At 56.3% G+C, this 25,809-nt stretch carries 28 protein-coding genes and 1 pseudogene; 9 read left to right on the forward strand and 20 right to left on the reverse strand.

Going from position 1 to position 25,809, the window contains the following annotated elements; translation table 11 throughout:
• Positions 1-61: 61 nt before the first annotated feature.
• On the forward strand, positions 62-1,024 hold the full coding sequence (locus tag ACDO57_RS02650) for an FAD:protein FMN transferase (protein WP_048990630.1): 963 nt from the start codon (positions 62-64) through the stop codon (positions 1,022-1,024).
• Here the strand turns inward: ACDO57_RS02650 and dcuR are convergent.
• Positions 1,005-1,724, reverse strand: a complete 720-nt coding sequence (gene dcuR, locus ACDO57_RS02655; protein WP_023336197.1) for a two-component system response regulator DcuR — start codon at positions 1,722-1,724, stop codon at positions 1,005-1,007. The genes ACDO57_RS02650 and dcuR overlap by 20 nt on opposite strands.
• Entirely contained in the window at positions 1,721-3,337 is a 1,617-nt protein-coding gene (locus ACDO57_RS02660; protein WP_048990629.1) for a sensor histidine kinase, read from the reverse strand. Before ACDO57_RS02660 ends, dcuR begins: the two co-directional genes overlap by 4 nt.
• Positions 3,338-3,501: 164 nt before the next feature.
• On the opposite strand from ACDO57_RS02660, the gene ACDO57_RS02665 reads away from it, so the two are divergent.
• The gene (locus tag ACDO57_RS02665; protein WP_048990628.1) at positions 3,502-4,365 is read left to right on the forward strand and encodes an N-acetylmuramic acid 6-phosphate etherase; all 864 of its coding nucleotides are present in this window, start codon (positions 3,502-3,504) and stop codon (positions 4,363-4,365) included.
• A gap of 55 nt (positions 4,366-4,420) precedes the next feature.
• On the opposite strand, the gene ompC is transcribed toward ACDO57_RS02665, so the two are convergent.
• Positions 4,421-5,563, reverse strand: coding sequence for a porin OmpC (ompC, locus tag ACDO57_RS02670; protein WP_370883499.1), 1,143 nt, complete (start codon positions 5,561-5,563; stop codon positions 4,421-4,423).
• 284 nt (positions 5,564-5,847) lie between these two features.
• Here ompC and ACDO57_RS02675 point away from each other — a divergent pair, with 284 nt between their 5' ends.
• The 3 genes from ACDO57_RS02675 to ACDO57_RS02685 all read left to right on the forward strand — a co-directional run bounded on the left by ACDO57_RS02675 (position 5,848) and on the right by ACDO57_RS02685 (position 8,498).
• On the forward strand, positions 5,848-6,549 hold the full coding sequence (locus ACDO57_RS02675; RefSeq protein WP_048990627.1) for a phosphohydrolase: 702 nt from the start codon (positions 5,848-5,850) through the stop codon (positions 6,547-6,549).
• Positions 6,550-6,610: 61 nt separating this feature from the next.
• Positions 6,611-8,026: a DNA cytosine methyltransferase gene (locus tag ACDO57_RS02680; protein ID WP_024909740.1), complete on the forward strand. Its 1,416-nt coding sequence runs from the start codon at positions 6,611-6,613 to the stop codon at positions 8,024-8,026.
• Positions 8,007-8,498 (forward strand): very short patch repair endonuclease, encoded by a 492-nt coding sequence (locus ACDO57_RS02685; RefSeq protein ID WP_048990623.1) that lies wholly within the window; start codon positions 8,007-8,009, stop codon positions 8,496-8,498. The genes ACDO57_RS02680 and ACDO57_RS02685 overlap by 20 nt, the downstream gene beginning before the upstream one ends.
• Here the strand turns inward: ACDO57_RS02685 and yedA are convergent.
• Positions 8,470-9,384 carry a drug/metabolite exporter YedA gene (gene yedA / locus ACDO57_RS02690; protein ID WP_157189394.1) on the reverse strand — a complete coding sequence of 305 codons (915 nt, stop codon included), beginning with the start codon at positions 9,382-9,384 and terminating at the stop codon, positions 8,470-8,472. The genes ACDO57_RS02685 and yedA overlap by 29 nt on opposite strands.
• Positions 9,385-9,562: 178 nt before the next feature.
• Between yedA and ACDO57_RS02695 the strand changes: the two genes are divergently transcribed.
• From ACDO57_RS02695 to dgcQ, 3 genes are all read left to right on the forward strand, one after another.
• The gene (locus ACDO57_RS02695; protein WP_032646386.1) at positions 9,563-10,474 is read left to right on the forward strand and encodes a DUF808 domain-containing protein; all 912 of its coding nucleotides are present in this window, start codon (positions 9,563-9,565) and stop codon (positions 10,472-10,474) included.
• A 78-nt stretch (positions 10,475-10,552) separates the two neighbouring features.
• Positions 10,553-10,735 carry a YodC family protein gene (locus ACDO57_RS02700; protein ID WP_023618677.1) on the forward strand — a complete coding sequence of 61 codons (183 nt, stop codon included), beginning with the start codon at positions 10,553-10,555 and terminating at the stop codon, positions 10,733-10,735.
• A 73-nt stretch (positions 10,736-10,808) separates the two neighbouring features.
• Entirely contained in the window at positions 10,809-12,497 is a 1,689-nt protein-coding gene (dgcQ, locus tag ACDO57_RS02705; RefSeq protein WP_048990619.1) for a cellulose biosynthesis regulator diguanylate cyclase DgcQ, read from the forward strand.
• Here the strand turns inward: dgcQ and ACDO57_RS02710 are convergent.
• Both ACDO57_RS02710 and yodD read right to left on the reverse strand, forming a co-directional pair.
• Positions 12,494-13,294 (reverse strand): mannosyl-3-phosphoglycerate phosphatase-related protein, encoded by an 801-nt coding sequence (locus tag ACDO57_RS02710; protein ID WP_061714845.1) that lies wholly within the window; start codon positions 13,292-13,294, stop codon positions 12,494-12,496. The two genes, dgcQ and ACDO57_RS02710, sit on opposite strands and share 4 nt — an antisense overlap.
• Positions 13,295-13,594: 300 nt before the next feature.
• Positions 13,595-13,822, reverse strand: coding sequence for a YodD family peroxide/acid resistance protein (yodD, locus tag ACDO57_RS02715; protein ID WP_013097742.1), 228 nt, complete (start codon positions 13,820-13,822; stop codon positions 13,595-13,597).
• A gap of 129 nt (positions 13,823-13,951) precedes the next feature.
• Between yodD and dsrB the strand changes: the two genes are divergently transcribed.
• On the forward strand, positions 13,952-14,140 hold the full coding sequence (gene dsrB / locus ACDO57_RS02720; protein WP_008500312.1) for a protein DsrB: 189 nt from the start codon (positions 13,952-13,954) through the stop codon (positions 14,138-14,140).
• Between the two features lie 101 nt (positions 14,141-14,241).
• Here dsrB and rcsA read toward each other — a convergent pair whose 3' ends face one another.
• The 14 genes and pseudogenes from rcsA to fliF form a co-directional block, all read right to left on the reverse strand.
• On the reverse strand, positions 14,242-14,865 hold the full coding sequence (gene rcsA / locus ACDO57_RS02725; RefSeq protein WP_008500313.1) for a transcriptional regulator RcsA: 624 nt from the start codon (positions 14,863-14,865) through the stop codon (positions 14,242-14,244).
• Positions 14,866-15,152: 287 nt separating this feature from the next.
• Positions 15,153-15,945, reverse strand: a pseudogene (gene fliR / locus ACDO57_RS02730) (flagellar biosynthetic protein FliR); the annotation flags it as partial.
• Between the two features lie 7 nt (positions 15,946-15,952).
• On the reverse strand, positions 15,953-16,222 hold the full coding sequence (fliQ, locus tag ACDO57_RS02735; protein WP_008500315.1) for a flagellar biosynthesis protein FliQ: 270 nt from the start codon (positions 16,220-16,222) through the stop codon (positions 15,953-15,955).
• A gap of 9 nt (positions 16,223-16,231) precedes the next feature.
• Entirely contained in the window at positions 16,232-16,969 is a 738-nt protein-coding gene (fliP, locus tag ACDO57_RS02740; RefSeq protein ID WP_024909733.1) for a flagellar type III secretion system pore protein FliP, read from the reverse strand.
• Positions 16,969-17,343 (reverse strand): flagellar biosynthetic protein FliO, encoded by a 375-nt coding sequence (fliO, locus tag ACDO57_RS02745; protein ID WP_032641435.1) that lies wholly within the window; start codon positions 17,341-17,343, stop codon positions 16,969-16,971. The genes fliP and fliO overlap by 1 nt, the downstream gene beginning before the upstream one ends.
• Before the next feature lie 2 nt (positions 17,344-17,345).
• Complete coding sequence (gene fliN / locus ACDO57_RS02750; protein WP_008500318.1) at positions 17,346-17,759, reverse strand: flagellar motor switch protein FliN; 414 nt, start codon at positions 17,757-17,759, stop codon at positions 17,346-17,348.
• Entirely contained in the window at positions 17,756-18,760 is a 1,005-nt protein-coding gene (fliM, locus tag ACDO57_RS02755; protein ID WP_023336184.1) for a flagellar motor switch protein FliM, read from the reverse strand. The genes fliN and fliM overlap by 4 nt, the downstream gene beginning before the upstream one ends.
• A 4-nt stretch (positions 18,761-18,764) precedes the next feature.
• Complete coding sequence (gene fliL, locus ACDO57_RS02760; protein ID WP_024909761.1) at positions 18,765-19,235, reverse strand: flagellar basal body-associated protein FliL; 471 nt, start codon at positions 19,233-19,235, stop codon at positions 18,765-18,767.
• A 106-nt stretch (positions 19,236-19,341) separates the two neighbouring features.
• Complete coding sequence (gene fliK / locus ACDO57_RS02765) at positions 19,342-20,574, reverse strand: flagellar hook length control protein FliK (protein ID WP_370883500.1); 1,233 nt, start codon at positions 20,572-20,574, stop codon at positions 19,342-19,344.
• Positions 20,571-21,014, reverse strand: a complete 444-nt coding sequence (gene fliJ, locus ACDO57_RS02770; protein WP_023312304.1) for a flagellar export protein FliJ — start codon at positions 21,012-21,014, stop codon at positions 20,571-20,573. Before fliJ ends, fliK begins: the two co-directional genes overlap by 4 nt.
• A 21-nt stretch (positions 21,015-21,035) precedes the next feature.
• Positions 21,036-22,406, reverse strand: coding sequence for a flagellar protein export ATPase FliI (fliI, locus tag ACDO57_RS02775; protein ID WP_008500325.1), 1,371 nt, complete (start codon positions 22,404-22,406; stop codon positions 21,036-21,038).
• Entirely contained in the window at positions 22,406-23,113 is a 708-nt protein-coding gene (gene fliH, locus ACDO57_RS02780) for a flagellar assembly protein FliH (RefSeq protein ID WP_024909763.1), read from the reverse strand. The genes fliI and fliH overlap by 1 nt, the downstream gene beginning before the upstream one ends.
• Entirely contained in the window at positions 23,106-24,104 is a 999-nt protein-coding gene (gene fliG / locus ACDO57_RS02785; RefSeq protein ID WP_023312301.1) for a flagellar motor switch protein FliG, read from the reverse strand. Before fliG ends, fliH begins: the two co-directional genes overlap by 8 nt.
• Positions 24,097-25,776, reverse strand: a complete 1,680-nt coding sequence (fliF, locus tag ACDO57_RS02790; RefSeq protein WP_024909764.1) for a flagellar basal-body MS-ring/collar protein FliF — start codon at positions 25,774-25,776, stop codon at positions 24,097-24,099. The genes fliG and fliF overlap by 8 nt, the downstream gene beginning before the upstream one ends.
• Between the last annotated feature and the right edge of the window lie 33 nt (positions 25,777-25,809).

The raw sequence follows: 25,809 nt of genomic DNA on the forward strand, positions 1-25,809 counted from the left end.
CTATCCGGCATTTTCCCCGGCGGCGCGGTGCTTGCCGGGGCTACATCTGAGGACTCATACCATGCCTGATAGCCATCGCGTTTACAGCTACTCCGCCGTCCTGATGGGCTCACCCATCCTCCTGAAGCTCTTCTCCCATGACGAAGCCCTCGCGTCCCGCGTGTTTCGCCTGATCAAACAGTATGAAGACCTGCTCACCGTCAACCGCGCGCACTCGCAGGTGATGGACATCAATCACGCGGCCGGTCAGCATCCGGTTACCGTCAGCCGACCGGTGTTTGAGCTGATCCGCTGTGCAAAAGCGGCAAGCCTGCTCAAGGACAGCGCCTTTAATCTGGCGATCGGTCCGCTGGTGAAGCGCTGGAAGATTGGTTTTCAGGGGGACAGCGTTCCGCCTGCCGATGAAATCGCGTCGCTGCTGGCGATGACCCGCCCAGAGGATGTTCTCCTTGATGAGGCCAGCAGCAGCGTGTTTCTGACCCGGGCGGGGATGGAGATCGATCTGGGGGCCATCGCCAAAGGCTATATCGCCGACAGGGTGCGTGATTACCTTCGTAAAGAGGGGGCTGAGCTGGGGCTGATCAACCTTGGCGGAAACATCCAGACGTTAGGCTCGCCGGAGGGGGGCTGGGGCGTGGGGCTGAAAAAACCGTTCGCCGGTGACGCGCTGATCGGCACGATGACCGTAGAGAACCTGTCCGTCGTGACGTCGGGAACGTACGAGCGCTACTTCGAACAAAACGGCAGGCGCTATCACCACATTCTCGATCCGCGCACCGGGTATCCGCTGGACAACGAACTGGACAGCGTGACGATTATTTCGAAAGACTCCATCGACGGTGATATCTGGACCACGTTGATGTACGGCATGGGCGTGGAGAAGGGCTGTGCCGTCCTGCGCGCGCGCCCCGATATTGAAGCCATCTTTGTGACCAAAACAAAAGAAGTGGTGATCTCCTCGATGCACCACTTCCGCTTTACTCTGCTGGATAACGACTACCGCGTTACTGACAGTATTGCTTGAGCAGGCCGGTTTGCTCCGGCTGGAGACGGTAGCGATACACCGGCCGGCCGGTGGCGCCGTAATGAATGCTGGTGAACAGAATATTGATTTGCGCAAGCCAAATCAGGTACTTACGGCAGGACACGCGGGAAATATTGACGGCGTTTGCCAGGTCATCGGTAGAAAACTCCGTCTCCGGGTGAGCGTCAATCCACTGGCAAATCGTGCGCAGCGTTTGCGGCGTTAACCCCTTCGGCAGCTTTTTACTGTCGGCCAGTTCCGGCGCCCCGCCGTGGATCAGCCGGTCGACGTCGGCCTGCTCATAATACTGGTGCGAACCCATCAGATTGTGCTTTGCCTTCCAGCCGTTCAGCGCCTCTTCAAAGCGGGGGAACTGGAACGGCTTGATCAGATAATCCACCACGCCGTAATGAATGGAGGTCTGGATCGTGGCGGCGTCGGCAGCGGACGAGATCATAATCACATCGATTGGGCGACCGGATGCGCGAATAACGGGCAGCAGATCCAGACCGTTATCCTGCTGCATATAGACATCCAGCAGCACCAGATCGACAGGCTGCCCGGGGTTATTAATGATGGCCTCGGCCTGGTTTAGCGTGGAGGCGACGCCGCAGCAGCTAAAACCTTCAACACGGTTGACATACAGACGGTTGAGGTCGGCTACCATGGCGTCATCATCGACAATTAATACATTTATCACGCGATATTCCTCTCGCTATCCCAGGGGATGTGAACAAAAAATTGGGTAAATACGCCTGGCTCAGACTCGACGGTGATATCGCCGCCGAGGTTCTGGATTTGCTGGCGAGCAAGGAACAGCCCAACGCCGCGGTTTTCACCTTTTGTTGAGAAGCCCTTGGTAAAAATAGACTCCAGCTGAGCGGGATCAATGCCGGGGCCATCGTCGCTGACTTCACAGCTTAGCCAGCCATTCTGATAATGCAGCAGCAGGCCGATCTCACCTTCCTGCTGTCCTTCCATCGCGTCAAGCGCGTTTTCAATGAGGTTACCCAGCGCGGTGATCAGCACCGCGACCTGCTCTTCACTCGCTGTATCCGGTATCTGGCATTCATCTGCCAGCGTCAGGGTGACGCCCGCTTCTTTCGCCCGGTTGATTTTACCCAGCAGGAACCCGGCGATAACCGGGGATTTTACCTTGCTCTGTATCGTACCGATATCCGTCTGGTAATTTTGTGCCGTCTGCAGGATGTACTCTTCCAGCTTGTCGTAGCGCTTCATGTGCAGCAGGCCCAGGATCACATGCAGTTTATTCATAAACTCGTGCGTATGGCTGCGCAGGGCGTCGACGTAGTTGACCATGCCATCAATACGCTGCATCAGCTGGCTGATTTCCGTTTTATCACGGAAGGTGGTGATGGCGCCGATCACCCGATCCTGACTTTTAACGGGCACCATATTGCACAGCAACAGACGCCCGTTACAGCTGATCTCCTGATCCTGGCGCGCGACGCCCGTCTTTGAGACTTCACGCAGGCTGGCCAGCAGGGGCGCGCTGGCGTTTTCGGTCTGCTTGCCGGAGGGGAGAAGCAATATTTCTCTGGCGGTCTGGTTGATCATCGTCACCCGTCCGTGAATATCGACGGCCAGCACCCCCTCCCGAAGCGACTGTAGCATCGCCTGACGTTGTTCGAACAGGGCGGAAATTTCGTAAGGTTCGAGTCCGAACAGGATGCGTTTCAGTACCCGCACCAGGCCCCAAATTGCCATGGAGCTCATAAAAATACTGAATAAAATGGTCCAGACGGCGTTTAGCCGCCCGCGGGCAATCTGCTCTTCAACCTTATTCAGGGAGATACCGACCACCACCACGCCGATCTGCTCGTGCTGGCCGTCGTAGACGGGCGTAAAAACGCGCAGCGCTTCGGCGAGCGCGCCCCGGTTAACCGATACGTTCTCTTTGCCTTCCAGCGCGGGGGTTAAATCATCGCCGATAAAATGCAGCCCCAGCAGCGCCTCGTTCGGGTGTGAATAGCGGATCCCGCGCATATCGGTGACCACGGTGAACAGCAGATCGTTTCGTTTTGTCACCGCCTGGGCGATGGGCTGAATAATATTCTCCTGCGGTGCCTGCATCAGGCCGCGCTGTATCTCGGGGCTGTCGGCGAGGGTGCGGGCAATGCCGAGCGCAGTGTCTTTAACATCATCGCGGGTCGCCCGGGTGATTTGTACGGAGTAAAGCGCAAAGACCACCAGCAGCACAGAGGCAATAATCGCGCACACCATCAACGTGACCAGCGTGTTCAGTTTCATGGGGCGCTTGCGCGTCGAAAGGAAAGGCTGCAAATCGCTCATCAACACTCCGCGATGATTAAGAAAGGGGTAATTATCGCCGATGACGCGCTTTTCTTAAAGCCATGTAAAGGCGTGGATTTGGTCCTCTTTTCGTGACCCTCCTCGCAGGTCATCTATATAAAACACTTTATAGTGTGTGGGTACTCATAATAAGGAGGCTGTTTATGAGCATTATGCTTACCGGTTCGGTCAAGGAAAGACGGCACGCCAGCACGATGAATATTGATAGATTGTCCACGCTGGACATGCTGAAAGTCATTCACCAGGATGATGCACTCATTTCTGCTGCGATTACCCCCTGTTTACCTACTCTCACCCGCGTGGTGGACAACGCCGCTGCGACGCTCAGCCACGGCGGTCGACTGGTCATCGTTGGCGCTGGGCCGTCAGGGCGCATTGCGCAACAGGTTGCCGATGATTATGCGCCGGGCAAAACCCCGGTGGTGGCCGTTACGGCACAAGAGGGGGAAGGGAGCTACGAGAACGGCGTTGCCGATTTGCAGGCCATCAAGTTTGGTGAACACGATATGATGCTGGCCGTGACCGTCAGCGGAAAAACGCCGTGGGTCTGGGGGGCAATGCGCCATGCGTGGTCGCTGGGTTCACCGGTCGCCATTATTACCGGTGATGCGCAAAGTGAAGCTGCACAGCTGGCGAGCATGGTTATCGCTCCGGAGCTGGGGGCCGACGTCGTCGCAGGCTATCTCAACACCAAAGCGGGGATTGCGCAGAAAATGATCCTCTCGATGATCGCCACCGGGCTGGCCGTCCGAACCGGACGGGTTTACAGCAACTTGCGGGTGGATCTTGAGGCAGGCACAACCAAATGGGCTGAACGACAAATCGCGATTGTGATGGAAGCGGGGGGATGCAGCAGGACGGAGGCAAAAGCCGCGCTGGAGAGCTGTAACCATCACTGTAAGACGGCGGTATTAATGGTGCTGACAGGGCTGGATGCGTGGAAAGCCCATGAACTGCTGGCGCAGAATAACGGGTTTATCCGCGTGGCGCTGCAGGAAGCGCCGTAATATAAAGTGAAGATATAAAAAAGGCCGCAATTGCGGCCTTTGATATTTTTGGAGATTAGAACTGGTAGGTCATGCCTACGCCAACGATGTCATCGGTGGAAATACCGTATGCGTCATACAGCGCTTCGTCGTTATCCAGCAGGTTGATTTTGTAATCAACATAGGTGGAGAAGTTTTTGTTGAAGCTGTAGGTCATGCCCAGGTCGATGTAGTTAACCAGATCCTGATTGAATCCTTTACCGTCCAGGTCCTTACCTTTTGAGTAGACCCACGCCAGGGAAGGGCGCAGACCGAAGTCGAACTGGTACTGAGCAACCGCTTCAAAGTTCTGAGTCTGGTTGGCGATACCAAAGTTACCGATTGGCGTCATGTTGCTGGTTTCAGCATACATCATTGCCAGGTAGACGCTGTTAGCATCGTATTTTGCGCCAACGGTCCAGGCTTCAGCTTTTTCGCCACCCGCATAACCGATGCTTTCATAGCTTTTACCGTATCCAACCTGCTTGTTGGTACGATCAGAAGACGAGTACGCCGCACCCAGGCTCAGACCGGTGAGATCGCCAGAGAAGTCATAGGTGGTAGAGATACCGAAGCCGTCGCCATTCTGGAAACGAACATTATCATGATCGTTTTTAGTACCTTCCTGATCTTCTGAAGGATCCTGACCTTCGTTCGCGCCCTGATACTGCAGCGCGAAATTCAGCCCCTCAACCAGACCGAAGAAATCCTGGTTACGGTAGGTTGCCAGACCGTTAGCACGACCGTTCATAAAGTTATCGGTCCAGGTGTAAGAATCACCGCCAAATACCGGCAGCATATCGGTCCAGGCTTCAACGTCGTACACGACGCCGTAATTACGGCCATAATCAAATGAACCGTATTCGCCATATTTCAGGCCAGCGTATGCCAGACGGTTAAAGGATTTGTCACCCGCGCCTTCGGTATCGTTAGCGTAGGTTTTGTATTCCCACTGGCCGTAACCGATCAGGTCGTTAGCGATCTGGGTTTCGCCTTTGAAACCAATCTGCACATAGGTTTCGTCACCGTCGTCGCCAGGGTTGTCAGAGAAGGTGTGACGCGCATCGACTTTGCCGTACAGGTCAACTTTGTTGCCGTTTTTGTTGTACATCTCAGCCGCATTTGCTGCGCCTGCCATTAATAACGCGGGTACCAGAATTGCCAGAACTTTTCTTTTCATTATATATTCCCTTAAAAGATAATTTATATGAATATATGTAATCACTCTCCGTAATTACAGGGTCGATACTATTCCAGAAGATGTTATTTAGTTTCAAAAATAAATGTAATTAAATTCGATGAAATATTGCTAAATATTTCTATTAATCTCTTTATTATTCAAGTGAATTAATTCATTGAATTTATATGGTGTAATTATTGTTAAGTATTTCGGAATTCTATTTTTAAATTGTTTTAATTCAGCTATTTTATATTTCATTCTCATTAAACAAACAGGACATGACGATGGAACTTGCCCGGTGGCAGCACAGATTTGAGCGCTGGCTCGAGGAAAACCACAGCACCGACGATACCGCACATGACATTTCGCATTTTCGACGGGTCTGGATGACGGCGCAAAAAATCATGGTTCACCACACGGTGGAGCCGCTGGTGATCCTGACCGCATGCTATTTTCACGATATTGTCAGCCTGCCGAAGAACCATCCCGAACGCAGCCGGTCATCAGAGCTGGCAGCACGCAAGACGGGTGACATTCTGCGCCGCGACTTCCCGGACTTTCCGCCAGAGCACGCTGCCGCCGTTGCGCACGCGATTGAGGCACACAGCTTCAGCGCCGGCATTGCGCCGCAAAGTATAGAAGCCAAAATTGTGCAGGACGCTGACCGGCTGGAAGCGTTAGGCGCTATTGGCCTGGCGCGCGTCTTTGCCATCTCGGGCGCGCTGGGCGTGCCGCTTTTTGACGCCGACGATCCCTTTGCCGATGCGCGTCCCCTCGACGACCGTGCGTTTGCCCTCGACCATTTTCAGACCAAGCTGTTGAGATTGCCTGATACAATGCAAACGGAAATGGGCCGCGAACTGGCACGTCACAATGCCGATTTCCTGATCCAGTTTATGGCGAAACTCAGCGCCGAATTACACGGCGACTGCATCGGGCTGGATAGCCAGGTGTTGAACCGCTTCCGTCGCAGTTTGCGCAACTGAACTGTGGTAATCTGTTCCCAGTCTTTATTCTCCGGTTAAAAGAATGCAGGAAAATCGATCAGTGACAGAGCCCGCGCCCGCGCAGGCTGAGAAATCAACGGCAACGGTGCAGGCCTTACTGCGCCAGCTGTTGGATATCTATGATGCTAAAACGCTGGCCAGTCTGCTGGTGGCGCACGGCGAGAGCCACTGGAGCCCGGCGATCCTTAAACGTCTGCTGACCAGCGACCGCGCAGGGCGTCGCCTGAGCGAAGGCGAATTTCGTTATCTGCAAAACCTGCTTCCGCGTCCTTCTGCCGCGCACCCGAACTATGCCTTCCGCTTTATCGATCTGTTTGCCGGTATCGGCGGCATTCGGCACGGTTTTGAAGCCATCGGCGGCCAGTGCGTGTTTACCAGCGAGTGGAACAAACACGCCGTGCGTACCTACAAGGCCAACTGGTACTGCGATCCGCACGAGCATCATTTCAACGCGGATATCCGCGATGTCACCCTGAGCCATAAAAGCGGCGTGAGCGATGAACAGGCCGCCGAACACATTCGTCAGACGATCCCGGCGCATGATGTGCTGCTGGCCGGCTTCCCGTGTCAGCCTTTCTCGCTGGCCGGTGTCTCTAAAAAAAATGCTCTTGGACGCGCCCACGGTTTCGCCTGTGATACCCAGGGAACGCTGTTTTTTGACGTGGCGCGCATTATTGACGCCCGTCGTCCGGCCATTTTTGTACTGGAAAACGTCAAAAACTTAAAAAGCCACGACGGCGGGAAAACCTTCCGCATTATCATGCAAACGCTGGATGAGCTGGGTTATGACGTGGCCGATTCACAGGACATGGGCGCGGACGATCCCAAAATCATTGATGGGAAACATTTCCTGCCCCAGCACCGCGAACGTATCGTGCTGGTGGGTTTCCGCCGCGATCTCAATCTCAAGGGGGATTTCACCCTGCGTGATATCCCGTCTTTGTATCCCGAGCGGCGTCCTACGGTGGCCGACCTGCTGGAACCCGTCGTTGACGCGAAATTTATCCTCACCCCGGTGCTGTGGAAATACCTCTACCGCTATGCCAAGAAACATCAGGCAAAGGGTAACGGCTTCGGTTTTGGGATGGTAAACCCGAACGATCCGCACAGCGTGACCCGCACGCTGTCTGCTCGCTACTACAAAGACGGCGCGGAAATCCTGATCGACAGAGGGTGGGACAAGGCGCTGGGTGAAAAAGATTTTGACGATCCGCATAATCAGCGTCACCGTCCGCGACGCTTAACGCCCCGCGAATGCGCCCGGCTGATGGGCTTTGAAACGCCGCAGGGTTATCGCTTCCGCATTCCGGTCTCGGATACCCAGGCGTACCGCCAGTTTGGTAATTCGGTGGTGGTTCCCGCGTTCGCCGCTGTGGCCAAACTGCTGGCCTCGCGCATCAGACAGGCGGTGGCGCTCCGTCAGGGTGAGGCCGTCAATGACGGATGTTCACGATAAGGCGACGCGCAGCAAAAACATGCGTGCCATCGGCACGCGTGACACCGCCATCGAAAAGCGACTGGCCGGGCTGCTGACGCAGGCGGGCTTTGACTTCCGCGTGCAGGATCCCGCGCTTGCGGGCCGGCCGGATTTCGTCATCGACGCCTGGCAGTGCATCATCTTTACCCACGGCTGTTTCTGGCACCATCATGACTGCTATCTGTTTAAAGTCCCGGCGACGCGCACCGATTTCTGGCTGGATAAGATTGGCAAGAACGTCGAGCGCGACAAGCGGGATCTGACCACGCTGCTGGCGCAGGGCTGGCGGGTGCTGATCGTCTGGGAGTGTGCGCTGAGAGGCAGATTAAAGCTGAACGATGCCGATCTGAGCGAACGGCTGGAAGAGTGGATCTGCGGCGGCGGCCAGACCGCGCAGATCGACACGCAGGGCATTCACCTGCTTACGGTTTCTCAACCTCGCAAGGGGTGACCACCGGTTTTGCCGGCAGCAAGTATTTGCCCAGCGTGACCAGCACGACGGCAAATACGATGATCCCAAGAGCAATCCATTCCACAGGTGAGAGCGTTTCTCCCCCCAGTCCCGTCCCGAGCAGCACGGCCACGACCGGGTTGACGTAGGCGTAGCTGGTGGCGACAGCCGGGGAGACGTTGCGGATCAGGAACATATAGGCATTAATGGCGATGATAGAGCCAAACAGCGCCAGATACCCTACCGCGAGAAAGCCCGACAGGTCCGGCAGCGCGGTCAGCGTTTCTCCCGTCAGCGCGGAGGCTAGCAGCAGGACAATCCCCGCGGCGAGCATCTCTATCGCGCCTGCCATCATGCCGGTCGGCAGTTCGATACGCGAACCGTAGACGGAACCAAACGCCCAGCTCATCGAGCCAATCAGGATAATCACCGCGCCCCACGGATTCCCGCTCAGGTTACCGCCACTGTTGAGCAGAACAATGCCGGCCAGGCCAATACCGATCCCCAGCCATTCCAGCTTGCGGGTGCGGATACCGAAAAGGCGGCTAAAGCAGAGGGTAAACAGCGGTACGGTGGCAACGACCACGGCGGCGATCCCGGACGGGACCTTCTGGTGCTCGGCAATCGTCACAAACCCGTTACCCACCGCCAGCAGCAGCAGGCCGATCAGGGCGGCGTTCAGCATCGGGCGCAGTGGGGGGAGCTTATGCCCGCGCAGCAGCAGGAAGGCCAGCAGCAGGATGCCCGCCGAGAGGAAGCGAATGCCCGCCATCATCAGCGGCGGCCAGCTTTCCACGCCGATGCGAATGACAAAGTAGGTTGAACCCCAGATGATGTACAGCGAAAAGAGTGCCCCGATGAGCGGTAGCAGTTGCCGGAAACGCATAATCCCTCACGACGAAATAAAAAGTTCGCTGATAGTAAACGCGAAAACTATCGCGCTGGCGAGCCCTTTAATTGTGTAGCGGATGTGAATTTTTTGTTGACGTCAGGTGCCTGTTTCCGGGTTGGCGCTTTTGCTCCATACTATTCACTTAATTACCAAAAAATGAAGGATTAAGATTTTGGCAGGAAGTAGCTTATTAACATTGCTGGATGATATTGCCACCTTACTGGATGACATTTCAGTGATGGGAAAACTGGCGGCGAAGAAAACCGCAGGCGTGCTGGGAGATGATTTATCGCTTAACGCCCAGCAGGTGAGTGGGGTGAGGGCAAACCGTGAACTGCCGGTGGTGTGGGGCGTAGCAAAAGGTTCCTTCCTGAATAAGGTGATTCTGGTGCCGCTGGCGCTGCTGATCAGCGCATTCATTCCCTGGGCCATCACGCCGTTACTGATGATTGGCGGGGCATTTCTCTGCTTCGAGGGCGTTGAGAAGGTTCTGCACTCCTTTAGCGCGCGCAAGCAGAGCGATACGCCGGAGGTGCGCCAGCAGCGTCTTGAAGCGCTGGCCGCGCAGGATCCGAAAACCTTCGAGCGCGATAAGGTCAAAGGTGCCATTCGGACCGATTTTATCCTGTCCGCGGAGATTGTCGCCATTACGCTGGGCATCGTGTCCGACGCACCGCTCCTGAATCAGGTTCTTATCCTCTCCGGCATCGCCATTCTGGTCACCGTAGGCGTGTACGGCCTGGTGGGACTGATCGTGAAGCTGGATGATATCGGCTACTGGCTGGAAGAAAAGTCGAGCGCGGTAGCAAGAGGCATCGGCAAAAGCCTGCTGGTGCTGGCTCCGTGGCTGATGAAGAGTTTGTCGGTAGTGGGCACGCTGGCGATGTTCCTCGTGGGCGGCGGGATCGTGGTTCACGGCATTGCGCCGCTGCACCATGCTATCGAACATTTTTCCTCGACGCAGGGTGCCGTTGTCGCGGCGATTCTGCCCACGCTGCTGAATCTGGTGCTGGGCTTTATCATTGGCGCTATCGTGGTCGCGGCGGTCAAGCTGGTTGAAAAAATACGCGGCACGTCGCACTAATTGTTACCCGTTGTGGGATGCAAAAAGACCATTCCTCGTCTAAATTGAAACAGTTTCACCCTGATACAGGAGGCAGGTATGGTCTTTTTGGTCAGTGATGAAGTTAAGCCTAAGAAGGGCGGCCCACGTATGATTGTCACCGGGTATTCCAGCGGAATGGTGGAATGTCGGTGGCACGATGGCTATAGCATCAAGCGGGAAGCATTTCGTGAAGATGAGCTTCAGCCGGGGGACGGGCAGCACCAGCGGGACAAGGCTTAATCACATAACGCCCGGCTTTGCCGGGCGTTTTTATCTCACGTACCGGGTGTAAGGCCGTCATCATGGAGTGTGTGTGCAGCGCGATACCTTTGTTGTAAGACAATCATTTTTGCAATGGCTGCATAAGCGTAGCAATCCGGGGTTGATTGTTAATCTCTGTTTTCTGGTCGTTTTGGTGTTTTCCACGCTTCTGACCTGGCGTGAGGTGGTGGTCCTCGAAGAGGCGTATATCTCCAGCCAGCGCAACCATCTGGATACGGTGGCCAGTTCGCTGGACAGGCAGTTACAGAACAGCGTGGACAGGATGCTGTTGTTCCGTCAGGGCATGCGTGATGCAATCCAGACGCCGCTGGCATTTGATGCATTACAGAACGCGGTGTCACGCTTTAACACCGTCCGCACGCTCCCCACCTGGCAGCTTGCCGTTGATAAAAAACGCACCCTTCCCATTAATGGCGTTTCGGACGCGTTCGTCGAAAAAACCACGCTTCTGAATCGTGACGCCGAGCGCATCAGCCACGAAATTTCTGCCGCGCTCGAAGTGGGGTATCTGCTCAGGCTGGCGTCATCGAGAGCGCAAACGGAAGCGCGCGTGATCTACGTGTCCCGCGCCGGATTTTTCGTTTCCACGGATACGCCGGACCAGGCGGGTGATATTACCTCCCGCTATTATCATCTGGTCACGCAGTCCTGGTTTACCCAGCAGTCGGAACGGAACAATCGCGCTCGCGCGGTGCGCTGGTTTATCTCTACCCCTTCATCCTGGACCAATGATGAACGTACGATCACCGCCAGCGTTCCCATCTATTTCGATCATTACTGGTATGGCGTCGTGGCGATGGATTTTACGTTGAGCACGATGCAGCGTCTGCTGGCCGATGCGACGGAAGATCGAACGGAGGGGGAGTATCAGCTGTACGATACCCGGCTCAATATGATTGCCACCTCAGCCCACGCGGAAAACGCGGTTAACCATTTTGACGAACGCGAAACGGCGCAGATTGCTCAGGCTATTGAGCACGCTACCGGCGGCGGGATCCGCCTCGGAAGCCGTTTCGTTAGCTGGGAGCGGCTCGATCACTTCGATGGCGTTGTCCTGCGGATCCACACCCTGCACGAAGGAGTGCAGGACGACTTCGGCAGCATCAGTATTGTTCTGGCGCTGCTGTGGGCGCTCTTTACCGCCATGCTGTTGATCTCGTGGCTGGTGATCCGTCGGATGGTGAGTAACATGTACACGCTTCAGCACTCGCTCCAGTGGCAGGCCTGGCATGATCCGCTTACCCGGCTGAATAACCGCGGCGCGCTGTTCGATCGCGCAAAATTGCTGGCGGAAACCTGTCGCCAGCAGTCGCTGCCGTTCTCGGTGATTCAGATCGATCTCGACCATTTTAAGAACATCAACGACCGTTTCGGCCATCAGGCCGGTGATAAGGTGCTATCGCATACAGCAGGACTGATTGCCAGCGCGCTACGCAAAAATGATGTGGCAGGGCGTGTAGGCGGGGAAGAGTTTTGCGTTGTCCTGCCGGGGATCGGTCTGGAAGAGGCGAGAGGCGTCGCCGAGCGCATTCGCTGCCGGATCGACAGCAAGGAGATCCTGGTGAAGAAGAGCACGACTCTGCGCATCAGCGCATCGCTGGGGGTCAGCAGCGCGGATGAAGCGGGTAACTACGAGTTTGAACAGCTGCAGTCCGTGGCGGATGCCCGGCTGTATCAGGCCAAACAGTGCGGCCGTAATCGGGTCGTCTGGCGGGATTAGGACAGGAAGTGATCCAGTCCCTCCTGCCAGCCCGCGGGGCCGGGCTGCCGGGTGTGATAAACCCGCCCGGGGTTATCGTCCCGTAGCGTGATGCCCTGGCGGTTAATACCCTTGATGACCACCGCGAAGTCAACGCTGTCGAGCAACGGTGCATCATTAGGGCCGTCGCCGAGCCCCAGCGTGGTGGGTTCGATCTCTTCCTGCTCGCGGTACTGCGCAATCAGCCAGTTAACCGCCACGTCCTTACCGCAGCGGCCGTCCAGAATATGCCAGAAGCGCGCTCCCTGCAGGCATTTCAGACCGCTGTGCGCCAGCTGCTCTTCAAACTGAACCAGTTTCTCGTCGGTATCGCGCCAGATGAGCGTGACGGATGCTTCATGCTTGCGGGCAAGCGCCGAACGGTAGCGCGTCAGTCCGGTCCACTCGCTAATAACGCGATCGTCCACGTCGTCAAAGGTGGTGAACTTAAAGCCCGTCTGCAGGCGAATGTGTTCGACCCGCGGGCGAATATCCCGGTGCGTCATCCCCCTGATCTGGCGCTGAACCTTCTCCCAACGCACGTCAGGCTGAATTACCGCGCCGTTCTCGGCAATAAAAGGCAGGCCTTCCAGACCCAGATCCTGCTGGATATCCAGCATCTCTGCCGCGGTCTTGCTGCTGCAGAGAATGACCGGTATCTGATTATCCAGTAGCCTGTCCAGCCAGGGCATTGCGGGCTGCCACTCATAGGTATGAATATCCAGCAACGAGCCATCCAGGTCAGAAAAAATCAGCAAGGTATCCCGCAGTGAAGGCATAGTGACTCCCGTGATAGCTGCGCTTCGCTCTAAGAAAATTCCTAAAAAATAACCGAAGTGTTAACAGGAGAAATGGGAACAGTCCCTGGCAAACCCGCATTCGGCGTATGTTATTGCTCATAACAAAAAGCATTATGTTAAAAATATTATATTCATCCTAAGAATATATGCTTGTCAGACAAATTCGTTGGGGATAGTGTGGCGTGTACATCAGATTTCCTGGTGTAACGAATTTTCAAGTGCTTCTTGCATAAGCAAGTTTTGATCCCGGTCATCCCCATGACCGGGATTTTTTTCGCCCTACCGATTGGCTTCAGACACGCTAAAGTCGTGAATATCAAGCTCGAAGGCCTCGGCCAGCTCACGATAGGTGTGATAATCCCTTCCGTTAACAATGACGCGGTCCGAATTGTCGTCCGTCCTGCGGACTTCTGACTCACTGATCTCATTGATGGCGGCCAGCAGGGCATCGACATCCACCTCGACTTCGCGCTTGATGGTGTCGCTGTACTCTTTATCGGTCTTCATTGCGGGGTTCCTCATTCAGCCGGGTCCATCGCTAAGTATAGACTGTAGATAAAAACGCCATTCACGCCGGGCGGCGATGTGTGTTTTTGCGTTTTGTTCTACACTGGCTCAAAACCAGAGGAGGAATGTATGAAGGTCAACGATCGGGTAACGGTTAAAACGGACGGTGGGCCACGCCGCCCGGGCGTGGTGCTGGCAATTGAAGAGTTTAGCGAAGGTACAATGTATCTGGTATCACTGGAAGACTACCCGCTCGGCATCTGGTTTTTTAACGAACTGGGGCATCCGGACGGTATTTTTGTTGAGAAGGCAGACTAGCACGGCGTCGGGTAGCACAGCGCGTGCCCGACAACCTCATAGAAGCAAAAATCTCTGGCCAGGCCAGAGATCAAAGGTAGGGTGCACAGGGTCTTAAGCGACTAACGCATGTTGACGAAAATCCCGTTCGTCACATTATCGGTCAGGCGTACCACGTGGTAGATCACTTGCTTATTATGCGTTTTAATTTTCCGTTTAATATTTCCTTTGTGTGACGAAACGGTTTTCGCTTTAATATTCATCTGGTCCGAGATCTGAATAGTTCCTTGTCCCGCCATCCACATTCGCAGCATACTTGATTCAGTCCTGCTTAATGATAGGGTGGGTAAGTTAACCGCTCCTACATTCTTAACTTCTTTATTCAAATAATCACCCAGAATGTCATCCAGCGACTCGGGTTTAATCGATTTAGAACTGATCAATAAATTTTTACGGACCAACAAATACTCATCGAAATGGATATTCGCGATCGCCATAAAAACAATAAACAGGGTTTTAGGATGCTGATTAATGATTTGCTTAATGTGCTGACTGTTGGCTGGATCGTGAATGAAACAGTCCTCATTAATAAACACCACGCCTGGTTTTAGTTCGTCACAAGCGGCTGCGAGTTCGTCAACGGTGTGTGCATCGTTGATGTCTCTCTTTCTTACCCCTCTGCTTGCCAGGTACCCGGTTAACCCTAGCCGGGTGTAGCTGCATAAATCCATAATGATCGTTGACATGGCATACCCTCACTCAATGCGTAACGATAATTCACCATCTGCCTGAGAGCTCAAAACAGCCATACGGGATGGAAAAAAATAATAAACCTGTGAGCATGACAAAGACTTTCAGGCGGACTCACTATCCCGTAAAGTTACGTATAATTTGCCAGGAATCTTCTTAAAGTAAAGTAAATATTAAGTATTGTGAGATGGTTAGAAACAATTAAACCGCGTCAGATATATCCTGGAAGATGTTTTTCGTGTTTTATTTTAGGAATATCCTCAGAAAGACAGTAGCAACAGTGCGGGCTATTATTTACGAGGCAGTTCGCTGACAATATCCGCTAACAGGTTGAATATCTCGCCGAATAAATGTTCACAGAAGGGAGCGATAAGTGGCATCAGTAATGACATTAATAAAATTCCAACCGTCAGCGTCAGCGGAAAACCAATGACAAACACCGAAAGCTGCGGCGCCATTCGGTTCAGTAAACCTAATGCCAGGTTGACGGTCAGCAGCAGGGTGATGATCGGCAGCGCCAGCATCAGCCCGTTCAGGAAGATCAGCCCCGCCGCGCGGGTGAGCGCCAGGAAAGCGTTGCTGTTCACCGGATTTTCGCCAATCGGCAGCGTATGGAACGTATCCACCAGCATGGAGATAAGCCACAGATGGCCGTTGAACGACAGGAACAGCAGCATGGCGAGCAGATCGATAATGCGCGCCAGCACGGGCATGTTGAGATGACTACCGGGATCAACAAACGTGGCGAACGATAACCCCATCTGCAGACCGATCAGTTCCCCTGCGGTACGCACCGCGGCGAAGGCGAGCTGCATGGTAAAGCCGACGGCGACGCCAATCATCACCTGTTGCAGGGCGACCCACACCGCGTTCGCCGAGAAGATCGGAATATCCACAGGGGGGAGAGAGGGCGCGACGATAATGGAGATGATAATGCCCAGCCCCACCTTGACGCGCTTGGGTATCGATTTCTCGCTAAGAATGGGGGCGGTAGAGATCAGCGCCATGATGCGCAGCATCGGCCAGAAATAGACGCCGAGCCACTGAACCCACTGGTCGCTGGTGAAGTGCAGCATCGTCAGGTCAGCCGATGATGTACGGCAGATTGGTAAACAGGTTGCGCATATAGTCCAGCAACAGGTTCAGCATCCACGGCCCGGCCACGATAATCGCCACGAAAACGGCGATGATTTTCGGGATGAATGACAGCGTCATTTCGTTAATCTGCGTGGCGGCCTGCAGAATACTGATAATCAGACCGGTAACCAGCGCGACAAGCAGCAGCGGAGCGGCAACGGCAATCGCGATTTTCATCGCCTCCGTGCCCATCATCATGACCGATTCGGGTGTCATTGCCGTTCCTTAACTGTAGAAACTCTGCGCCAGCGAGCTGACCAGCAGCTGCCAGCCGTCGACCAGCACAAAAAGCATGATCTTAAAGGGCAGGGCAATGGTCGCGGGCGGCACCATCATCATCCCGAGCGCCATCAGGACGCTGGCGATCACCAGGTCGATAATCAGGAACGGAATAAAGATGGTAAAGCCAATCTGGAACGCGGTTTTCAGCTCGCTGGTGACATAGGCAGGCAGAAGAATACGCATTGGCACTGATTCCGGTCCCTGCAGCTCGCCGGTGTTGGACAGGCGGGCAAAGAGGGCCAGGTCGGCTTCGCGCGTCTGGCGCAGCATAAATTCTCGCAGCGGCTGCGCGCCTTTATCCAGCGCCTCCTGCATGGAGATTTTATCTTCGCTGAACGGCTGGTAGGCGTCGGTATAAATCTTATCGATCACCGGCGACATTATGAAGAAGGTCAAAAACAGTGCCAGCCCAAGCAGAACCTGGTTTGGCGGTGCGGAAGGAGTGCCCAGCGCGTTTCGCAGCAGACCAAAGACGATGATGATGCGGGTGAAGCTGGTCATCATCAGCAGGATAGCTGGAATAAACGTCAGCGAGGTGATGAACACCAGCGTCTGAACCGGAAGCGACCAGCTTTGGCCGCCGCCCGCGAGAGGGGTGGAGACCAGACCGGGCAGCTGTGCATAAACCGCGGGAGCAAACAGGCCAACGCCCGCAAGCGTCAGGGATAACAAACGGCGCATCAGGATCTCCCGGAACGCTTAAGCAAACTCTTCATGACGGACTGAAAATCCGCAGGGGCGTCTGCACGCTCGTCCACCACAGCAGGGGCGGGCGGCAGTTTATGTAATACGCTGATGTTTGAGGCCGTTACGCCCAGAACCAGACGCGCGTCGTCCACCTCGACGATGACCACGCGTTCGCGTGGCCCCAGCGTGGTGCTGGCGCTGACCTTCAGGCCGCGGGCACCGGCGGTTTTACCCGCCAGGCCAAAGCGCTTCGCCAGCCAGGCGGCGATAAGAATAAAGGCAATAATACCGAACAACGCCCCGCTCACCTGGAGCAGAGGCGAGCCGGGAACGGCAGAAGGTTGCGATAGTGTTGCCTGGGTTTTCATGCTTAACGGCTCAGACGACGCATACGTTCAGACGGGGTAATGATGTCGGTGATACGTACGCCGTATTTATCGGCCACCACCACCACTTCGCCCTGAGCAATCAGATAGCCGTTGATCAGAATATCCAGCGGCTCACCGGCCAGACCGTCAAGGGCCACCACGGAACCCTGCGTCAGGCGCAGTAGCTCTTTAATGGTCATACGGGTGCGTCCCAGTTCAACGGTCAGCTTAACCGGGATATCCATAATCAGGTCGATGTCCTGCAGCGTGCCGCTGACATCACCGCCGCCGAGCTGCTGGAATACGGCATCCGCTGCGCTTTTGGCCGGGGTCGCTTTTTGCTCGTTTAACGCGTCAGCCCACAGATCGTCCAGTGCTCCGCTGTTTTCATCGGACGGATTGTTCATGTCACTCATTTGGGCTGTTCCTCATTCAGCGAATTCAAAATCGGGTTGATCAAGTGCTCAACGCGTAACGCATACTGACCGTTAATCGTGCCGTACTGGCTTGTCAGCACGGGGACACCATCCACATGGGCAATAATGCGGTCGGGTTTTTCTATCGGCAAAACATCACCGGGTTGTAATTTCAGGATCTGAGATAACCGCAGCGGGATATCGGCGAAGCTCGCCACCAGCTCAAGCTGCGAATGCTGGACCTGGCGGACCAGGTTCTCACGCCAGTTCTGGTCCTCGTTGCGGGAGTTTTCCAGCGGCGGGTTAACCAGCAGCTCGCGCAGTGGTTCGATCATGCTGAACGGCAGGCAGATGTTGAACTCGCCGGTCAGGTTACCGATCTCTACGTGGAACGGGGTGTTAACGACGATATCGTTCGGGGAGGTGGTGATATTGGTAAATTTCACCTGCATCTCAGAACGGACGTACTCCACTTCCAGCGGGTTAATCGCTTTCCACGCGTCGCTGTAGGACTCCAGCGCCAGCTTCAGCATGCGGTTAATGACGCGCTGTTCGGTGTGGGTGAATTCACGACCTTCTACTTTGGTCGGGAAACGCCCGTCGCCGCCGAACAGGTTATCCACCGCGATGAACACCAGGCTTGGGGAAAACACCACCAGACCGGTGCCGCGCAGCGGCTTCAGATGAATCAGGTTAAGGTTGGTTGGCACCGGCAGGTTGCGGGCAAACTCATGATACGGCTGAATGCGGATCGCACCGACCGTGATATCCGGGCTACGACGCAGCAGGTTAAACAGCCCCATACGGAACTGGCGTGCAAAACGTTCGTTAATGATCTCCAGCGCCTGCAGACGTTCACGTACCACGCGACGCTGGGTATTCGGGTCATAGGGACGAATATCGCTATCGCCGCCAATACCCGGTTTAGGATCATCATTGTTATCGCTGTCGCCGTTGAGCAGCGCATCGATTTCTGCCTGAGAAAGAATACTGTCGCCCATGTCGTTACCGCAGAATGAATGCTGTATACAGAACGTCGGTGACTTCCTGCTTAGGTTGGCCGTTTACCAGCGGGGTCGCCAGCGTTTGTTTAATGGCGTCGACCAGCTTTTGCTTACCCACATCGGTGGCCAGCGTCGAAGCGTCCTGACGAGAGAACAGCAGCAGAAGGCGGCTGCGCACTTCCGGAAGGTAATCGTTCAGACGTGAACGAGTGGCTTCATCTTTCAGGCGCAGCGTAATGCCAACATAAAGCACACGATCCGCATCACCCAGATTGACGGTGAAGGTATCCAGCGGGAAGAAAACTGGAGCCGGCGGAGGCGGCGCTTCAGCTTTGGCTGCAGCGGTGGTAGGTTTCTGCTGCATACGCCAGTAACTATAGCCCGCAGTGGCGCAGGCGGCGAGCGTGATCAACACCAGCAGCGGGATCCAGATGGAGCGCTTACTTTTTTTGGTGATAGCGGAGTCAGTCATCTGATACGAGCTTCCTGTTTCGGTACAGCTTAATAAGGTGATTATCCCGTGTCCTGCTGTCGTCAAAGCGTGGAAAAGACGGGGATAATCACGCTACCTCTGGCGTTTAGGCGAAGATGTCTACGGCACTGTTACCGCGTGCGGCGGATTGCAGGGCAGCAGGAACAGGCAGTAGCTCATCGCTCTCTTCATTAAAACCGCCGGCGTTGCCGGAACGCGAAGCCTGATGCTGCTGCTGGGATGAGGACTGCTGCTGCCCGGCAAAGCTCTCGCTGCTGACGCTGCTCTGCGAAAGCTGAATACCGTTCTCCGCCAGTGAGGTCCGCAGTACCGGCAGCGCGGCTTCCAGCGCCGCACGGACATGGCTGTGCGCAGAGACCATCTGCAGCTGCGCCTGGTTATCATCCAGCTTAAGCGAAATTTGCACCTGACCCAGATCTTCCGGGTGCAGACGCAGCTCGGCTGTCTGCTGGCCCTGTTTAGTGAACAGGGTGATGTGCTGGCTCAGGGATTGCTGCCATTCGTGGGTGCCCAGAGGCTGGCTTAACACCGGCGCGGTGGCGACGGTGGCGGCCGTCTGACTGGTCGCATGGCTGGACATAATCGGTGCCAGGGTAGCCGTTGGGGAGGCTGAGGAGGAGGAACTGGCGAGCTCCTGCTTCTCTGCCGCCGCGGCCAGGGCCGGGGTTGTCGGCGCGTTGCCCGACAGGGCAGGTTCGTGATTTTTCACCTGGCTCTGATAAGGCGTAGAATTCTGCGCTTTATCATGGCTTCCCGCAGGCGCGTTCAGGGACGGTTGGTCCGCACCATTGTGCGAAAGCGTCGCGGAATTCAGCGTTGCGGTGGCCGAAACGCCGTCACTGCCCGCCACGCGAGAGGCGGTAGTTTGCTGGTGCGGCAGCATCGCCATCAGGGCGCTCAATCCGGCCAGTTCTTCTTCGCTCAGCTCGCTTTTACCGTCATCCTTGCTGTTTGCCGCATTGAGCGTCTTCAGCGCGTCACCTTTGGACAGCGGAACCAGCCCGGAAACCAGCGTATCAAGCGAGGTGATGGGCGACGTTTCATTGCCATTCAGCGCGGTTTGGCGCGAGAGCAGGTCGGCAATTTTGGCCTGCAGGGTGGTATCCCCTTTGGCGTCCTGAGCCACTTTTGACAGCTTACTGCCGGCGGCTTTCAGGTCAGCCAGGGTCAGCGGCGCATCTTTGCCCTTGCCCGTTGCGTCCGACAGGGCGCCCGCCAGCAGAGAGAGAAAGTCCTGTGCACCGTCGGTGCCTTTCCCTGTTTGCATGCCGCCTGACAGGTCGCTGTCGCTCATCAGCAGTTGTTGCAGTGTGATCATTCCGGTTTCCTCATTGATGCGCGCTGGGCAAACTCATCCATTTTCTTCTGATCCAGACGGTTTTCCGCCAGGGTCGTTGCCGCGATCTGTCGGTCCTGTAAAGTCTGCCAGGCCTGCAGTCGCTGCTTCTTCTCACGCCAGAAATTCAGCGCGGTATCGACTTTCTGGGTCCACTGGTTAAGCTGCTGGCGATGCTGATCTATCGCCTTCTCCAGCGTCTGGATAAACTGCTGATAGTTAATCCAGCGCTGGCTTCCAATGCCCTGTGTCATATCGGTATTGAGGTTGGTGCGATATTCATGCTGATAGTCGATCAACATCTTCAACTGTTCTTCAGCCTGCTGGCACCCGCGTCGCATTGCGCCAAGCTGCAATGCGGCATCATCAACTTCTTTTTCAGCCAGATCTTTCAGCGTTGATAACGCGCTGTTTTGCGCCATGACCTTCGCCCTCCACCTGTGTTACACCTGCGGGAAAATCAGCTCCAGTGCCTGAATTGAATCTTCCCAGTCGGCGCGTTCAAAAATGCCTTGTTGCAAAAATGCCTCCAGCTGCGGCCACAGGGTAATCGCTTTGTCGAGCATCGGGTCGCTGCCTTTGGCATACGCCCCCACGCTGACCAGATCGCGGTTGCGCTGGAAGCTGGAGAGCAGTTGTTTAAAGTTACGCACGCGGGCGTAGTGCTTCTCGGTTATCAGCGCCGTCATTGCGCGGCTGATAGAGGCTTCAATATCAATGGCCGGATAGTGTCCGGCTTCGGCCAGACGACGCGACAGCACAATATGACCGTCAAGGATCGCGCGCGCGGAGTCGGCAATCGGGTCCTGCTGGTCATCGCCTTCCGTCAGTACCGTATAGAACGCGGTGATGGAGCCGCCGCCGCTGATGCCGTTCCCCGCGCGCTCAACGAGGGCAGGGAGTTTGGCGAAGACCGAAGGCGGGTAGCCTTTGGTCGCCGGTGGCTCACCGATGGCCAGCGCGATTTCACGCTGCGCCATCGCGTAGCGGGTCAGGGAATCCATGATCAGCAGCACGTGCTTGCCGCGGTCGCGGAAATCTTCGGCAATACGGGTGGCATACGCGGCACCCTGCATACGCAGCAGCGGCGACACGTCCGCCGGCGCGGCGATGACCACCGAGCGGGCGCGGCCTTCCGCTCCCAGAATGTTTTCAATAAAGTCTTTTACTTCACGACCACGTTCGCCAATTAGACCTACAACGATCACATCAGCCTGCGTGTAGCGCGCCATCATGCCGAGCAGGACGGATTTACCCACGCCTGACCCGGCGAACAGGCCCATACGTTGCCCGCGTCCCACGGTCAGCAGGGCGTTAATCGGGCGCACGCCGGTGTCGAGCACATGCTCGATAGGGGTTCGCTGCAGGGGGTTAAACGGTTGGGTGATCAGCGCGCCGGTTTCGGTGGTGTCCGGGGAGGGCAGTCCGTCGAGCGGCTTACCGCTGCCGTCCAGCACGCGGCCCAGCAGGGCAGGGCCAAGCGGCAGCTGCTTCCCGCTTTGCAGCCCGTCGCCAGACGTGTTTTTGGCATACACGCGCGCGCCGGGCAGAATGCCTTCCACCTCTTCAAGCGGCATCAGGAACAGGCGCTGGCCGTTGAACCCGACCACTTCGCTTTCCACTTCACGCGTTTCCAGACCGTCCTGACGCTCGATCACGCAGGTCGCGCCCAGCGGCAGCTGCAGGCCGGTGGCCTCCAGTACCAGACCGGTGGCGCGCGTCAGTCGCCCATAACGACGAACAGATGGCAGTTGCGCCATCTTCGTCTCAAAGTTGTCGAGCGTGGTGAGCCAGCGGGTGAGGCGCGCAGTCATCAGACGACTCCCGGTGCCGCCAGACGGCACAGTTCCTGCCAGCGGGTGGCGACGCTGGCATCCAGGTCACCTTCATCGGCAGAGACTTTGCAGCCGCCGTGATGTAACGACGGGTCACCGCGCAGGCGCCAGCCGTGCAGGTTTAGCGTCGCCCCCAGGCTCTCTTCCACGCGCTGCAGATCGTCCGGATGGACGCGCAGCTGCGGCTTCCCGCTGAACAGCGGCTCCTGCTGAAGCAGACCCTGAATTTGTTTGATAAGCGCCGTGTTATCCACCACGGGCGTCTGGCCGATCACCTGACGCGCGGCTTCCAGCGCCATCTGCATCAGTCGCGAGGCAATCACGCTGTCCAGCGCGTCCAGCGTGTGCTGAAACTCGCTGACCAGCTGCTGCATGCGGGCATGGATCGGCGCCTGCTGCTGGCGCGCCTGATCGATACCGTGCTCTAACCCTTTCGACAGACCTTCCTGGTACCCCAGCTCGTGGCCTTTCTGCCGGCCTTCGTTCAGACCGGCATTGTAGCCCTGCTCGTGCGCCTGCATTTGCAGCTGAGCCAGCATCTGTGCTTGCTGCTCTTCTTCGCTCAGCTCGGGCTGCTCGACGTCCGGGTCAAGCTCCTCGGTCGGGATCGCGGCTGGCGTGAACTCGGAGAGGGGAGGAGCCAGATCGTCCGGCGTCCAGCGCTTCCACGGCAGCTCATTAGACATAGGTGTCGTCTCCGCTGCCAATCACCATCTCGCCGGTTTCCGCCAGACGACGAACAATAAGCAGAATGGCTTTCTGTTCGTTTTCCACCTGAGACAGACGAACCGGGCCGCGGTTGGCAAGATCGTCGCGCAGGATATCGGCCGCACGCTGAGACATGTTGCGCAGGAACTTCTCGCGCAGCGGCTGCTCGGCGCCTTTGAGGGCGATAAGCAGCGACTCGGAATCCACTTCCTGGAGCAGGCGCTGGATGCTGCGGTCGTCCACTTCGACGAGGTTCTCGAACAGGAACATCTCGTCGATGATTTTCTGGGCCAGCTCGCCGTCGAATTCGCGAACCGCCGTAATGACAGCCTCTTCCTGCTGCGTTTTCATCAGGTTGATGATTTCCGCCGCCGTTCTCACGCCGCCCATTTTGCTGCGCTTGAGGTTCTGGCCGTCGAGCAGGTTGTTCAGCACCTCGGTCAGCTCCGCCAGCGCGGCAGGCTGGACGCCACCGAAGGTGGCGATACGCAGCATCACGTCGTGACGCAGGCGCTCTTCGAACAGCGCCAGAATATCGGCCGCCTGACCACGTTTAAGGTGGACAAGGATGGTGGCGATAATCTGCGGGTGCTCGTCGCGAATAAGGTCGGCGGCACTCTGTGGTTCCATAAAGTTGAGCGTTTCGATACCGCTGGCGGTATCGCGGGTTTCCAGAATGTCTTCCAGTAGGCTGGAGGCACGCTCTTCGCCCAGCGCCTTGACCAGCACGGAACGGAGGTAGTCGTTGGCGTTGATGTTCAGCGCGGCAAACTGTTCGGCTTCCTGTTCAAACTCTGCCAGCACTTCAGTCAACTGCTTGTTGGAGATCTGACGCACGTTGGCCATGGCCGCACTGAGAATTTGCACTTCTCGCTGGGAGAGGTGTTTAAACACCTCTGCCGCGCGATCTTCGCCAATGGTCATCAGCAGGATGACGCTTTTATCGGTGCCCGTAAGCGTATTACTCATGTTCGTTACCCATCCACTGGCGGATGACCAGCGCCACGACGCGCGGATCGTTATCTGACATTTCGCGAATGCGCTGGCTCATGACCTCAGCGCCCATGCGCTGGTTAGCACGACGCTGCTGCATCTGTTCATCTTTGCTGAGGCGCACTTCAACCGCTTCTTCGGTTTCCTGACGCGCATTCATCTGCTCGCGAGCCGCTTTTTCGGCTTCAGCGCGGCGCTGGAGCTGCGGCCGAACGCCCTTACGCCACAGCAGCCACGCGACAATCAGCACCAGCAGCCAGCGTCCTGCGGACATCAGCTGGTCGATAAACGCCTGCTGTTGCCAGAACGGCAGTTCACCGCCGGTCTCTTCAACCGAGTTGAACGGTGAGTTCACCACGTTGAGGGTATCGCCGCGCTTCTCGGAGTAACCCATCGCTTCACGGGTCAGGTTTTCAATCTGCTTCATCTGCTCGGCGGTCAGCGGCAACGGTTTGCCATCCGCCAGCGTTTTGTAGTTCACCACTACCGCAACGGAAAGACGCTGAATATCGCCCACGTTCAGTTTAGTGTGGCGAATCGTCCGGTCCACTTCGTAGTTCGTGGTTTCGTTACGACTGCTGGTACGCGGACCGGCGTTACTGGCCGTTGAGGTGGTCTGCTGATTATTTTGCTGACCGTTCTGCTGATTGGCCGGAGGCGTAGAGATCGGCGCCGCGTTAGCCGGGGCCGGCTGGTTAGACAACGCACCCGGCACGCCGCCTGGGTATGCACCGCCGACCTGCTCGTTCGAATTGATCTGGCGTGAACGCATTACCGCCTGAGCCGCATCGCCGTTCGGGCTGTATTGTTCTTCAGTTTGTTCTTTATTCGCGAAGTCGATCTGCGCGGTAACCTGCGCGTGTACGTTGCTGTTACCCACAACCGGGCCGAGGATCGCTTCAATACGACGCTGGAGACGGCTTTCGACATCGGCGGCATATTTCAGCTGCGCGTCATTGAGATCGCGACCGGCGGTATTGGATTGCGTCAGCAGGTGACCGCTCTGGTCAACCAGCGTTACGTTACCCGGTGGCAGACCTGCGACGGCGCTGGAGACGAGATGCGTCACCGCGCTGATTTGCCCTTCGTCCAGCGCGCGGCCAGGTTCGAGGTTCACGGTAACGGAAGCCGAAGGTGATTTCTGTTCACGGACAAATAAAGAAGGTTTAGGCATCGCCAGGTGCACGCGGGCACTCTTCACCGGGCCTAATGTTTCAATGGTGCGGGCCAGTTCACCTTCCAGCGCACGCTGGTAGTTCACCTGCTCGCTGAACTGGCTGATACCGAATTTTTCCTGATCCAGCAGCTCAAAGCCCACCGCGCCGCCCTTCGGCAGCCCCTGCTGAGCCAGACGCAGACGCAGTTCGTGCACCTTATCTGCCGGTACCTCAAGCGCACCGCCATTATCGGCAAAGCGATAAGGGATGTTCATCTGGGTAAGCTGGGTGACGATGGCGCCGCCATCCTGATCGGAAAGGTTACTGTAGAGCGTCCGGTAATCAGGGCTTTTCGCCCACAGGACCATCGCTACAAGGATCGCAATTGCGGCAGCGCCTGCCACGATCAACGGGATTTTAGGATTCGCGCGAAGGCGGTTCATCCACTCGAGTGATTTATTCTGCGGCGCTGTCGATGCTGTTGCACTCATTGCGCACCTCTTAAATCCTGGTGGTTTACGTTA

It is taken from the genome of Enterobacter cloacae complex sp. 2015409, assembly GCF_041365315.1.
Taxonomy (GTDB): domain Bacteria; phylum Pseudomonadota; class Gammaproteobacteria; order Enterobacterales; family Enterobacteriaceae; genus Enterobacter; species Enterobacter pseudoroggenkampii.

What these genes read in the sequence shown, in the direction of transcription:
- fliK (WP_370883500.1), bottom strand. Translation starts at nt 20,574, where the DNA reads ATGATCACACTGCAACAACTGCTGATGAGCGACAGCGACCTGTCAGGC.
- ACDO57_RS02685 (WP_048990623.1), top strand. Translation starts at nt 8,007, where the DNA reads ATGACGGATGTTCACGATAAGGCGACGCGCAGCAAAAACATGCGTGCC.
- ompC (WP_370883499.1), bottom strand. Translation starts at nt 5,563, where the DNA reads ATGAAAAGAAAAGTTCTGGCAATTCTGGTACCCGCGTTATTAATGGCA.
- fliP (WP_024909733.1), bottom strand. Translation starts at nt 16,969, where the DNA reads ATGCGCCGTTTGTTATCCCTGACGCTTGCGGGCGTTGGCCTGTTTGCT.
- ACDO57_RS02710 (WP_061714845.1), bottom strand. Translation starts at nt 13,294, where the DNA reads ATGCCTTCACTGCGGGATACCTTGCTGATTTTTTCTGACCTGGATGGC.
- ACDO57_RS02675 (WP_048990627.1), top strand. Translation starts at nt 5,848, where the DNA reads ATGGAACTTGCCCGGTGGCAGCACAGATTTGAGCGCTGGCTCGAGGAA.
- fliH (WP_024909763.1), bottom strand. Translation starts at nt 23,113, where the DNA reads ATGTCTAATGAGCTGCCGTGGAAGCGCTGGACGCCGGACGATCTGGCT.
- dsrB (WP_008500312.1), top strand. Translation starts at nt 13,952, where the DNA reads ATGAAGGTCAACGATCGGGTAACGGTTAAAACGGACGGTGGGCCACGC.
- ACDO57_RS02660 (WP_048990629.1), bottom strand. Translation starts at nt 3,337, where the DNA reads ATGAGCGATTTGCAGCCTTTCCTTTCGACGCGCAAGCGCCCCATGAAA.
- ACDO57_RS02650 (WP_048990630.1), top strand. Translation starts at nt 62, where the DNA reads ATGCCTGATAGCCATCGCGTTTACAGCTACTCCGCCGTCCTGATGGGC.
- fliF (WP_024909764.1), bottom strand. Translation starts at nt 25,776, where the DNA reads ATGAGTGCAACAGCATCGACAGCGCCGCAGAATAAATCACTCGAGTGG.
- rcsA (WP_008500313.1), bottom strand. Translation starts at nt 14,865, where the DNA reads ATGTCAACGATCATTATGGATTTATGCAGCTACACCCGGCTAGGGTTA.
- fliI (WP_008500325.1), bottom strand. Translation starts at nt 22,406, where the DNA reads ATGACTGCGCGCCTCACCCGCTGGCTCACCACGCTCGACAACTTTGAG.
- fliL (WP_024909761.1), bottom strand. Translation starts at nt 19,235, where the DNA reads ATGACTGACTCCGCTATCACCAAAAAAAGTAAGCGCTCCATCTGGATC.
- yodD (WP_013097742.1), bottom strand. Translation starts at nt 13,822, where the DNA reads ATGAAGACCGATAAAGAGTACAGCGACACCATCAAGCGCGAAGTCGAG.
- yedA (WP_157189394.1), bottom strand. Translation starts at nt 9,384, where the DNA reads ATGCGTTTCCGGCAACTGCTACCGCTCATCGGGGCACTCTTTTCGCTG.
- ACDO57_RS02700 (WP_023618677.1), top strand. Translation starts at nt 10,553, where the DNA reads ATGGTCTTTTTGGTCAGTGATGAAGTTAAGCCTAAGAAGGGCGGCCCA.
- fliO (WP_032641435.1), bottom strand. Translation starts at nt 17,343, where the DNA reads ATGAAAACCCAGGCAACACTATCGCAACCTTCTGCCGTTCCCGGCTCG.
- fliJ (WP_023312304.1), bottom strand. Translation starts at nt 21,014, where the DNA reads ATGGCGCAAAACAGCGCGTTATCAACGCTGAAAGATCTGGCTGAAAAA.
- fliQ (WP_008500315.1), bottom strand. Translation starts at nt 16,222, where the DNA reads ATGACACCCGAATCGGTCATGATGATGGGCACGGAGGCGATGAAAATC.
- fliG (WP_023312301.1), bottom strand. Translation starts at nt 24,104, where the DNA reads ATGAGTAATACGCTTACGGGCACCGATAAAAGCGTCATCCTGCTGATG.
- fliN (WP_008500318.1), bottom strand. Translation starts at nt 17,759, where the DNA reads ATGAGTGACATGAACAATCCGTCCGATGAAAACAGCGGAGCACTGGAC.
- fliM (WP_023336184.1), bottom strand. Translation starts at nt 18,760, where the DNA reads ATGGGCGACAGTATTCTTTCTCAGGCAGAAATCGATGCGCTGCTCAAC.
- ACDO57_RS02665 (WP_048990628.1), top strand. Translation starts at nt 3,502, where the DNA reads ATGAGCATTATGCTTACCGGTTCGGTCAAGGAAAGACGGCACGCCAGC.